A 9,711-nucleotide genomic window follows, 5' to 3' on the forward strand; every position below is an offset into this window, starting at 1 on the left:
TTCCCCGCACGTCGTGCCCGAAGGCCGATCCGGCGAGGACGCCGACGAGAGCCTCCAGCGCGAGGCCGAGCGCGTAGCCCTTCGGCCCGCCGAACGGCGAGACCGACCCCTGCGCCGCGGCCACGGCATCCGTCGTCGGCTGTCCGGCGGCGTCGATCGCCCAGCCGAGCGGGATCGGCTCGCCGCGCTCGGCGTAGTCGTGGATGCGGCCGATCGGCGTCGCGGCGGTCGACATGTCGAGGATCACGGGCTCACCGTCGGAAGGAACCCCGATCCCCAGGGGGTTGGTCCCGACCATCGCGGACGTCCCGCCCCACGGATGCACGAGCGCCTCGCTCGTGGAGAGGATGACGCCCGCACTGCCGGCCGCGACGATCCGCTCGAGGTAGGGGGCGAGCATCCCGAGGTGGCCGGCGCCGCGGATGCTCGCGACCGCGACGCCCGTGGTGGCGGCGCGCTCGAGCAGCAGGTCGAGCGTGCGGTGGGCGACGACCGGGCCGAGCGCTCCCCCGGCCTCGACGACGAGGGCCGCGTCCGTGCGCCAGGTCATCCGGGGGTCGATCCCGGAGGTCGCGACCCCGGCGCGGAGGCGTTCGACGAGCACGGGGAGACGACGGATGCCGTGCGAGGGATGGCCGCGCAGGTCGCCCTCGACGAGATGGTCGGCCTGCATCGCGGCGTCGTCGGCGGTCGCCCCGTGGCGGCGCAGCACGGCGGTCACGGCGGCGCGCACCGCGTCGGCATCCACCGTCGTCATCTCGCCCACGGGCCGATCCTGTCAGCGGAGTAGGCTGACCGACCATGGAGCGTCCCGGTGAGCAGGACACGCCGTCCGCCGTGCGGAAAGCGCTCGGGATGCTCGACGCCTTCGACGCCGAGACCCCCGAGCTGAGCATCCGCGAGCTCGCCCGCCGGTCGGGGGTCGCCCGCTCCACCGCCCACCGCCTCGTCGGCGAACTGCTCGAGTGGGGCGCGCTCGAACGCACGACCGCGGGGGTGCGGCTCGGGATGAAGCTGTTCGAACTCGGCAGCCTCGCCCCGACCCCGGTCACGCTGCGCGACGCGGCGCTGCCGTTCGCCCACCACCTGCACGAGGTCACCCAGCTCACCGTCAACGTCGCCGTGCGCAGCGGCGGCGAGATCGTGTACCTCGAGAAGATCACCTCCCGCTCCCTCCGGGTGCCGCACTCCCGGCAGGGCGGCCGTGGAGCGCTCCACGCGACCGGACTCGGCAAGGCGATCCTCGCGTTCGGTGGCGACGCCGAGATCGACGAGGTGCTCGCCGGACCGCTCGCGGCGATCACCCCGAAGACGATCACCGACCCGGAGACCCTCCGCCGCGAACTCGCCCGGGTCCGCGAACGCCGCGTCGCCTACGACGTCGAGGAGTCGCGCCTCGAGCTGTTCTGCGTCGCGGCCCCGATCCTCGACGCGCGCGGCCGGGCGCTCGGTGCGATCTCGGTGACCGGGGCGACCGCCCTCGACCAGGCCGAGCGGTTCGCCCCCGCGGTCGCGACGACCGCCCTCGCCGTCGCCGGGGCGCTGCGGCCGCGGCGACCGGACGCGACTAGGCGCCGGTGACGACCAGGAAGATCACGTAGGCGACCGCCGCCGACGGCAGGATCGAGTCGAGCCGGTCGAGGAACCCGCCGTGGCCGGGCAGCATCGACGAGATGTCCTTGATGCCGAGGTCGCGCTTGATGAGCGACTCGGCGAGGTCGCCCATCGTGCCGACGAGCGCCAGCAGCACCCCCATGATCAGGCCGACCCACCACGGCTGCCCGAGCATGAGCCAGGCGAGCAGGATGCCGGTGATCACCGCGACGACGATCGAGCCGATGAAGCCCTCGACGGTCTTGCCGGGGCTGATGATCGGGGCGAGCTTGTGCCTGCCGAAGTTGAGACCCGCGACGTAGGCGCCGATATCGGTCATGACGACGATGATGATCGATGCGAGAGTCCACCACTCGCCGCCGACCGCGCCCGCGGGCACTTCGACGCCGACGAGCACGACGTACAGTCCGGCGAGGAAGGTCACGTAGACCTGCACGAGCGCGCCCGCCCCGATGTCGCCGAGGACCGCGGCCGTGCCGGTGCGGTGGCTTGGCCGGAGCTGCTCGCCGAGCCGCCACAGCGAGATGATCACCACGGCGGCGAGAACCGCGAGCCAGAGTCCTTCGACGCCGAGGAAGAAGGCGGCGGGAACCGTCGCGACGCCCACCACGGTCGAGGCGACCCGCGGCACGTCGCGACCGGCGAACCGCAGCGCGCTCGCCAGCTCGAACACCGTGAACCCGACGAGGGCCCCGGCGAGGATCATGAACAGCCAGTCCCAGCCCGGGATGATGAGGCTCGCCAGGAAGAACCCGCCGAGGACGAGACCGATGCCGATGGCGGCGAACAGGTTGCGTCCCGTGCGCGCCCGGATCCTCTCGTTCGTCGCGTCGAACTGCGCGCGAGCCTCCTCGACGCGGTGCTCGAGGTCGTCGAACGCGTGATGCTTCTTGGCCGAGGGAGCCTGCGGGGCGGCGGGCGGCGGGCCGTCGTCGGTGGTCGCCATCAGACCTCGAGCAGCTCGACTTCCTTGCGCTTCAGGGCGTCCTCGATCGCGTCGACGTGGGTCTTGGTGACCGCGTCGAGTTCCTTCTCGGCGCGGGCGATGTCGTCTTCGCCGACCTCCTTGACGAGGGCATCCAGGTCGTCCTTCGCCTTGCGGCGCACGTTGCGGATCGCGACCTTGGCGTCTTCGCTCTTGCCGCGAACGATCTTGATGTATTCCTTGCGGCGCTCCTCGGTCATCTCGGGCATCGTGACCCGGATGATCTCGCCGTCGTTGGTCGGCGTCGCGCCGAGGTTCGGGAACGTCGCGATCGCGCGCTCGATCTCTTTGAGCGCCGACTTGTCGTAGGGCGTCACGATCAGGGTGCGCGCTTCGGGGTTCTGCAGGCTCGCGAGCTGGGCGAGCGGGGTCGGCGTGCCGTAGTACTCGACCAGGATCTTCTGGAACAGGGCCGGGTTCGCCCGGCCGGTGCGCACGGTGGAGAAATCCTCCTTGGCGACGTCGACGGCCTTGTTCATCTTCTCGCGGGCCTCGGTGAGGACATCGGCGATCGCCATGGGTGGACTCCTTCGCTTCCGTTGCACGAGCTTACGGCGTCGAACCTGCGTTTCAGCGCGATGCCGCGAGCAGCGCGACGCCTCCGACGACCACGACGGCGCCGGTCAGCCGGGGAGCGGGATGCGGCTCCTTGAACAGCAACCACCCGGCCAGGGCGACGAAGACGACACTGATCTCCCGCGCGGGAGCGACGATCGACACCGGGGCGAGCTGCATCGCGAAGAGGATCAGGATGTACGACAGCGGCGAGAGCACGGCCACGACGAGCACGTCGCGCCAGTGACCCCGGAACACGCTGCGGACGGCCGCCCAGCGACGTATCGCGAGGGGCGTCATGAGCACCGCCTCGAGGGTGCTCGTCCCCGCGTTGAGCAGGATCGGACTGAGCGCCAGCGCCGTCACGGCGTGCGCGTCCCACAGCGTGTAGGCGGCGATGATCACGCCGATCGTCAGCCCCCAGACCACTCCCGCGCGCGCCGATCGCCAGTTCGCGCGGCCCCCGCCGAGTCCGATGATCACGACCCCCGCGACGACGGCCGCCGCGCCCAGCAGCCCGAGCGGGCCGGGGCGTTCGCCGAGGAGCACGATCGCGAACACGACCGACAGCAGTGGACCGGTGCCGCGGGCGAGCGGGTAGACCACGCCGACATCGCCGGCCCGGTACCCCGCCTGGAGCGACAGGAAGTAGCCGACGTGCAGCACGGCGCTCACGACGGAGGCCAGGGCGAGGTCCGACCAGGTCGGCGGGTCGAGCACCGCGACGACGATCCCCACCGGTGCCAGCACGATCGCCGCCCCGACCGCCGTCAGCCAGACGAACGTCGGTCCGCTGACGGCGGAGCGCTTGACGACGAGGTTCCAGGTCGCATGAGCGAGGGCGCCGACCAGGATCAGCAGCAGGACGAGCGGCGTCACTCCCCGGGCGCCGTCACGAAGTCGATCAGCTCCTCGACCCGGCCGAGCAGCGCCGGCTCGAGGTCGCCGTAGCCGCGCACGGTGCCGAGGATCCGCTGCCAGGCGGCCGCGACATCCGCCGGATCGTCGTGCGGCCAGCCGAGCGCCGCGCAGATGCCGTGCTTCCACTCGACGTCGCGCGGGATCACCGGCCACGCCGCGAGCCCCAGCCGCGCCGGCTTCACCGCCTGCCAGACATCCACGAACGGATGCCCGACCACGAGCACGTGGTCGCTGCGCGCGGCGGCGGCGATCCGGCTCTCCTTGGAGCCGGCGACGAGGTGGTCGAGCAGCACGCCCGCCCTCCGCCCGGTCGACGGCTGGAACTCGGCGAGCGCCGCCGCGAGGTTGTCGGCCCCGTCGAGCAGCTCGACGACGACGCCTTCGACGCGGAGGTCGGCGCCCCACACCTTCTCGATCAGCTCGGCGTCGTGGCGCCCCTCGACGTAGATGCGGCTGCCGCGCGCGACGCGGGCCCGCTCCTGGGGCGCGGCGCGACTACCCGACGCCGTGCGCGCGGTCGGCGCGGGGGCGCTGCGCGGGACGACGAGGATGACGTCCTCGCCGTCGACGAGGAACCCCGCTCCCAGCGGGAACGCCCGCACCTTCCCGTGGCGGTCCTCGAGGTCGACGGTCTGCTTCGCGACGCCGACGACCGCCCCGACGAAGCCGTCGGGTCGCTCCACGACGAGGCCCCGGTCGGCGGGCACCTCGGGCACGACCCGTCGGCCGGCCGCGCGCCAATCGCCGGCGAGGACGTCCCCGCCGTACGGATCGGTCACCGCGTGGCGACCGTCGTGATCACGCCGTACGCCACCCCGACGCCGACCACGATGACGGCCAGGGCGAGCGCGGGCGGCAGGGCCCGGCCTCGGCCCGCGGCGTCCCGCCGGGCCACCAGGATGCCGGCGACGTAGACGCCGACGAGGATCAGGTCGGCGATCGTCGCGAGCACGAAGGCGAGTCCGAGGTCGACCGGAGCGCCGAACATCCCGACGAAGACCGGCATCCCGAGCAGCCCGATGCCGAGCGTGAGCACGACCGCCCCGACGGCGATCCAGGCGGTGCGGGCCGGGTTCACGCGCGGACCAGGGTCCCCAACCGGTCGCCCGTGAGCGCCTTGGTGATGTTGCCGGCGGGCTCCATGCCGAAGACGACCATCGGCATCCCGTTGTCCATGCAGAGGCTGAACGCGGTCGAGTCGACGACCTTGAGCCCCTGCACGAGCGCCTCCTGGTAGGAGATCTCCTCGAGCTTCTTCGCGTTCGGGTTCGTCCGCGGGTCGTCGTCGTAGACCCCGTCGACGCCGTTCTTGGCGACGAGCACCGCGTCGGCGCCGATCTCGAGGGCGCGCTGGGCGCTCACGGTGTCGGTCGAGAAGTACGGCAGCCCCGCGCCGGCGCCGAAGATGACGACCCGCCCCTTCTCCAGGTGCCGCTCGGCCCGCAACGGGATGTACGGCTCCGCGACCTGCGTCATCGCGATCGCCGACTGCACCCGCACCTGCGCGCCCGCCTGCTCGAGGAAGTCCTGCAGCGCGAGGGCGTTCATCACGGTGCCGAGCATGCCCATGTAGTCGGCGCGGCCTCGATCCATGCCGCGCTGGCTGAGCTCCGCCCCGCGGAAGAAGTTGCCGCCGCCGACGACCACGGCGATCTCGACGCCGCCGCTGTCCGACGGGTCCTTGGGTGCCGCCGCGGCGATCTCGCGGGCGATCCCGCTGACGATGTCGGGGTTGACCCCGAGCATCCCCCCGCCGAACGCCTCACCGGAGAGCTTGAGAAGGACCCGACGACGCTTCTGCTTCTTGGGAGGCACGACTTCACCCTAATAGCCCGAGCGCGCGGGATCGGCCGGTTCAGATCGGGACGAACGAGAGAGGCGGACGGTCTCTCAGAAGTCAATCGGGGTAGGGGTCCCCGCTCTTGACTTCTGAGAGGCCGTCCGCCTCTCGTCAGGAAAGAGTTACGCGCCGACCTTGAACCGGGAGAACCCGGTGATGGTCAGACCCGCATCCTTCGCCACGTTGCCGACGACGAGCTTGTTGTCGCGCGCGTAGTCCTGCTCGAGCAGGGCGACCTGCTTGAAGAACGCGCCCAGACGGCCCTCGACGATCTTCGGCAGCGCGGCCTCCGGCTTGCCCTCGTCGCGGCTGATCTGCTCGACGATGCGACGCTCGTTCTCGACCTCGGCGGCCGGGACCTCGTCGCGCGTGAGGTAGATCGGCGCGGCGAACGAGATGTGCTGGGCGATGCTGCGCGCGGTCTCGGCGTCGGATCCCGTGTAGGAGACGACGACACCGATCTGCGGCGGCAGGTCCTTGCTCGTGCGGTGCAGGTAGACGGCGAAGTTGTCGCCGGCGATCCGCGTGAGCTGACGCAGCTCGATTTTCTCGCCGATCGTCGCCGCCTGGTCCTCGATGAGGCTGCCGACGGTGCCGGAGCCGGCGGGGACGGCGAGCGCCGCATCCACCGTCTCGGCGCCCGAGTCGGCGAGGGCCTGCACGACCTGCTCGGCGAGCGCGATGAACTTGTCGTTCTTCGCGACGAAGTCGGTCTCGCAGGCGAGCTCGATCATCGTGACGGCCGTGGCCGACTCGACGACCGCGATGAGGCCTTCGCTCGTGGAACGGTCGGCACGCTTCGCGTTGCCCTTCGCGCCCTTGAGCCGCAGGATCTCGATCGCCTTCTCGACGTCGCCTTCGGCTTCGACGAGCGCGTTCTTGGTGTCGACCATGCCGGTGCCGAGCTTCTCGCGCAGCGTCTTGAGGTCTTCCATGCTGAAGTTCGCCATGGATGCTTCCTAACTTCTGAGTCTGACGGGGGTGTGAAGCGAAGACGAAGAGTTACTTCGCGGACTTCTCGGCGGCGGGCTTCTTCTCGTCGTCGGTCGCTGCGGCCTCGATCTTCGCCTCGGTCTCCGCGTCGCTCTCGACGTGGTGCTCGGGGACGATCGCCGGGTCACCGGCGGCGAGGTCGGCGTCGGCCTGGGCGTCGGCGTCGTTCTCCTCGGTCGTCGCGCCGACCTCGGCCACGGGGGCCTCGGCGGGAGCGGCAGCCTCGGGGGCAGCGGCTTCGGAGGCACCGAGCAGCTCGGCCTCCCACTCGGCGAGCGGCTCGACGGCGGACACGTTGCCCTCGGCGGCCGGCGCCTGGTGACGCTGCACGAGACCCTCGGCCGCGGCATCCGCGATGATGCGGGTGAGCAGGGCCACCGAGCGGATCGCGTCGTCGTTGCCCGGGATCGGGTACTGGAGCTCGTCGGGGTCGGCATTGGTGTCGAGGATGCCGATGATCGGGATGCCGAGCTTCGTGGCCTCGTCGACCGCGAGGTGCTCGCGCTTGGCGTCGACGACCCAGATCGCCGACGGCGTCTTCGTCAGGTTGCGGATTCCGCCGAGCGTCTTGTGCAGCTTGTCGAGCTCGCGCTTCTTGATGAGGAGTTCCTTCTTGGTGAACCCCTTGGTGGTGTCCTCGAAGTCGATCTCCTCGAGCTCCTTCATGCGCGCGAGGCGCTTGGAGACCGTCTGGAAGTTGGTGAGGAGACCCCCGAGCCAGCGCTGGTTGACGAAGGGCTGGCCGACGCGCTGCGCCTGCTCGGCCACGGTCTCCTGCGCCTGCTTCTTGGTGCCGACGAAGAGCACGGTGCCGCCGTGGGCGACCGTCTCCTTGACGAACTCGTACGCCTTGTCGATGTACGACAGCGACTGCTGCAGGTCGATGATGTGGATGCCGGAGCGCTCGGTCAGGATGAAGCGCTTGACCTTCGGGTTCCACCGGCGGGTCTGGTGTCCGAAGTGCACGCCGCTGTCGAGCAGCTGGCGGATGGTGACGACGGCCATGGCCGTTCTCCTTCTCGCGAGCACGGCAGGACCGCACTCGCATTTCTCAGTTGTGTCGATTCCGTCCGGTGGACGGGATCCCTGGTGCCCGGGCGCGCATCCGCCGCTCTCGGAAAGAGCGGACTGAAGGAGTTGGGCCGGTGTCGTGCACGAAGCACTGCGTGGGCACGCGAAGTCACCCTCCCGAAAGAGAGTGCGGGTCGAGTGTAGCAGCGGGAGCGCTCCGAGGACTACGCTGAGGCCCTGCCGCACGCCGCGGCTCCCGATGAGGAGAGGAGCGCCCGATGAACGTCGACTCTGTCGCGACCGGAACCTTCCCCGTCATCCTCGAGGCCGCCGCCTAACCAGTTCTCTCGGTGGCCTCCCCATCCGGAGCCACTTCTCGTGAACCCTTCTGTCTTCGGCGACGATTTCGTCGTCCCCACTTTCACCTTCGCCGACGTCGAGCCCGGCGCCGGCCAGCGCTGGTCCACCTGGCCGTCGACCACGCCCACCGAACGCGGCCCCCGGCCATGGCCCGACTGGGTGGTGACCTCGGCGGCCGCGATGGACACCGAGCTCGGCATCCTCAAGACGGGCAAGGAGGCGGATGTCTTCCTGCTCGAGCGCGCCGTGCCGGGTGAGTCCGGCTCGGTGCTCGCCGCGAAACGCTACCGGTCGACCGAGCACCGGGACTTCCACCGGTCGAGCGTCTACCGGGAGGGGCGCCGCGTGCGCCGCAGCCGCGACCAGCGGGCGATCGAGCGCGGCACGACCTACGGCGCAGGTCTCGCCGCCGTCACCTGGTCGCTGGCGGAGTTCGACGCGCTCGGCCGCATGTACGAACGCGGGATCGCGGTGCCCTACCCCGTGCAGGTGAGCGGCACCGAGATGCTGATGGAGTTCATCGGCGACGGGACCGTGGCGGCCCCGCGTCTCGCGCAGTCCACGGCGACCGGCCGCGAGCTCGCTGGTCTCTACGCGCAGGTCGCCGAGATCCTGCTCGGGTTCGCCCGCGCCGGGTGCGCGCACGGCGACCTCTCGCCGTACAACCTGCTCGTGCACCACGGGCGAGTGGTCGCCATCGACCTGCCGCAACTCGTCGACGTCGTCGCCAACCCCAACGGGATGGCACTGCTGGAACGGGACTGCCGCAACGTCGGCGAGTGGTTCACGCGGCGAGGGCACCGGGTCGAGGCCGGTGAGCTGTTCGCCCTCGCTCTGGGTGAGCTGTTCTGAGCCCGCCGAGAGCGAGCCCTCCCCCGCTCGTGCGGGGTGCGACGGTCCCCCGATCGCCGCACCCCGCACTCGGTCGGATGCGGCGCAGGCGATCGTGAGGGATGCGTCCACCCCGCGCCCTCGTCGGTCTCGCGGTCGCGCTCGCGCTCTGGGCGTGGCCGGTCCCGGGGCCGCACACGCTTGCGCGACCGTACATCGCGCCCGCGACGCCCTACTCGGCCGGCCACCGCGGCATCGACATCCGGGCTACGGCGGGCGTCGAGGTACTGGCGCCGGCCGACGGCGTCGTGCATTTCGCCGGCTTCGTCGTCGACCGCCCGGTGATCTCGATCCGGCACTCCGGTGGCGTGCTGTCGTCGTTCGAACCGGTCGAGCCCCTCGTCGCGACCGGCGACCGCGTGCGGCGCGGGGATGTCATCGGGGTGCTCCTCCCCGGACACTGCAGCACGCCATGCCTGCACCTCGGCGCGCGCATCGACGGCGAGTACGTCAACCCGCTGCTCTTCCTCGGCGGTCTCGACCACGCCATCCTCTACCCCTTGGAATAGCTCTCGCGGGTTGAGTGCCGCGCAGCGGTGTA

General features: G+C 71.0%; 12 protein-coding genes. 3 read left to right on the top strand and 9 right to left on the bottom strand.

What is annotated here, in order from left to right:
- Window positions 1-757 (bottom strand): Ldh family oxidoreductase (locus ACILQS_RS13390; protein ID WP_395640642.1); only part of this gene is annotated, 757 nt, incomplete at its 3' end.
- A gap of 44 nt (window positions 758-801) precedes the next feature.
- Here ACILQS_RS13390 and ACILQS_RS13395 point away from each other — a divergent pair.
- Window positions 802-1,581 carry an IclR family transcriptional regulator gene (locus ACILQS_RS13395; RefSeq protein ID WP_395640631.1) on the top strand — a complete coding sequence of 260 codons (780 nt, stop codon included), beginning with the start codon at window positions 802-804 and terminating at the stop codon, window positions 1,579-1,581.
- Here ACILQS_RS13395 and ACILQS_RS13400 read toward each other — a convergent pair.
- The 8 genes from ACILQS_RS13400 to rpsB all read right to left on the bottom strand — a co-directional run bounded on the left by ACILQS_RS13400 (window position 1,568) and on the right by rpsB (window position 7,913).
- The gene (locus tag ACILQS_RS13400) at window positions 1,568-2,560 is read right to left on the bottom strand and encodes a phosphatidate cytidylyltransferase (protein ID WP_395640632.1); all 993 of its coding nucleotides are present in this window, start codon (window positions 2,558-2,560) and stop codon (window positions 1,568-1,570) included. The two genes, ACILQS_RS13395 and ACILQS_RS13400, sit on opposite strands and share 14 nt — an antisense overlap.
- Entirely contained in the window at window positions 2,560-3,117 is a 558-nt protein-coding gene (frr, locus tag ACILQS_RS13405; protein WP_395640633.1) for a ribosome recycling factor, read from the bottom strand. Before frr ends, ACILQS_RS13400 begins: the two co-directional genes overlap by 1 nt.
- Window positions 3,118-3,169: 52 nt before the next feature.
- On the bottom strand, window positions 3,170-4,033 hold the full coding sequence (locus tag ACILQS_RS13410) for an EamA family transporter (RefSeq protein ID WP_395640634.1): 864 nt from the start codon (window positions 4,031-4,033) through the stop codon (window positions 3,170-3,172).
- Entirely contained in the window at window positions 4,030-4,854 is an 825-nt protein-coding gene (locus ACILQS_RS13415; RefSeq protein WP_395640635.1) for a DUF3097 domain-containing protein, read from the bottom strand. The genes ACILQS_RS13410 and ACILQS_RS13415 overlap by 4 nt, the downstream gene beginning before the upstream one ends.
- A complete protein-coding gene (locus tag ACILQS_RS13420; RefSeq protein ID WP_395640636.1) occupies window positions 4,851-5,153 on the bottom strand; it encodes a hypothetical protein in 303 nt (100 codons plus the stop codon). The genes ACILQS_RS13415 and ACILQS_RS13420 overlap by 4 nt, the downstream gene beginning before the upstream one ends.
- Entirely contained in the window at window positions 5,150-5,890 is a 741-nt protein-coding gene (gene pyrH, locus ACILQS_RS13425; protein ID WP_395640637.1) for a UMP kinase, read from the bottom strand. Before pyrH ends, ACILQS_RS13420 begins: the two co-directional genes overlap by 4 nt.
- A gap of 147 nt (window positions 5,891-6,037) precedes the next feature.
- Window positions 6,038-6,865 (bottom strand): translation elongation factor Ts, encoded by an 828-nt coding sequence (gene tsf, locus ACILQS_RS13430; protein WP_395640638.1) that lies wholly within the window; start codon window positions 6,863-6,865, stop codon window positions 6,038-6,040.
- A 52-nt stretch (window positions 6,866-6,917) separates the two neighbouring features.
- Window positions 6,918-7,913: a 30S ribosomal protein S2 gene (gene rpsB / locus ACILQS_RS13435; RefSeq protein ID WP_395640639.1), complete on the bottom strand. Its 996-nt coding sequence runs from the start codon at window positions 7,911-7,913 to the stop codon at window positions 6,918-6,920.
- Window positions 7,914-8,297: 384 nt separating this feature from the next.
- Here rpsB and ACILQS_RS13440 point away from each other — a divergent pair, with 384 nt between their 5' ends.
- Window positions 8,298-9,131, top strand: a complete 834-nt coding sequence (locus ACILQS_RS13440; protein WP_395640640.1) for a serine protein kinase RIO — start codon at window positions 8,298-8,300, stop codon at window positions 9,129-9,131.
- Window positions 9,132-9,232: 101 nt separating this feature from the next.
- A complete protein-coding gene (locus ACILQS_RS13445) occupies window positions 9,233-9,679 on the top strand; it encodes a M23 family metallopeptidase (protein ID WP_395640641.1) in 447 nt (148 codons plus the stop codon).
- The last annotated feature ends 32 nt before the right edge of the window (window positions 9,680-9,711 follow it).

Origin of the sequence: Pseudolysinimonas sp. (assembly GCF_044239695.1) — a bacterium.
Taxonomy (GTDB): domain Bacteria; phylum Actinomycetota; class Actinomycetes; order Actinomycetales; family Microbacteriaceae; genus Pseudolysinimonas_A.

Excerpts from the sequence above, each read along its gene's own strand:
- ACILQS_RS13445 (WP_395640641.1), top strand. The coding sequence starts at position 9,233 with ATGCGTCCACCCCGCGCCCTCGTCGGTCTCGCGGTCGCGCTCGCGCTC.
- frr (WP_395640633.1), bottom strand. The coding sequence starts at position 3,117 with ATGGCGATCGCCGATGTCCTCACCGAGGCCCGCGAGAAGATGAACAAG.
- ACILQS_RS13395 (WP_395640631.1), top strand. The coding sequence starts at position 802 with ATGGAGCGTCCCGGTGAGCAGGACACGCCGTCCGCCGTGCGGAAAGCG.
- tsf (WP_395640638.1), bottom strand. The coding sequence starts at position 6,865 with ATGGCGAACTTCAGCATGGAAGACCTCAAGACGCTGCGCGAGAAGCTC.
- ACILQS_RS13400 (WP_395640632.1), bottom strand. The coding sequence starts at position 2,560 with ATGGCGACCACCGACGACGGCCCGCCGCCCGCCGCCCCGCAGGCTCCC.
- rpsB (WP_395640639.1), bottom strand. The coding sequence starts at position 7,913 with ATGGCCGTCGTCACCATCCGCCAGCTGCTCGACAGCGGCGTGCACTTC.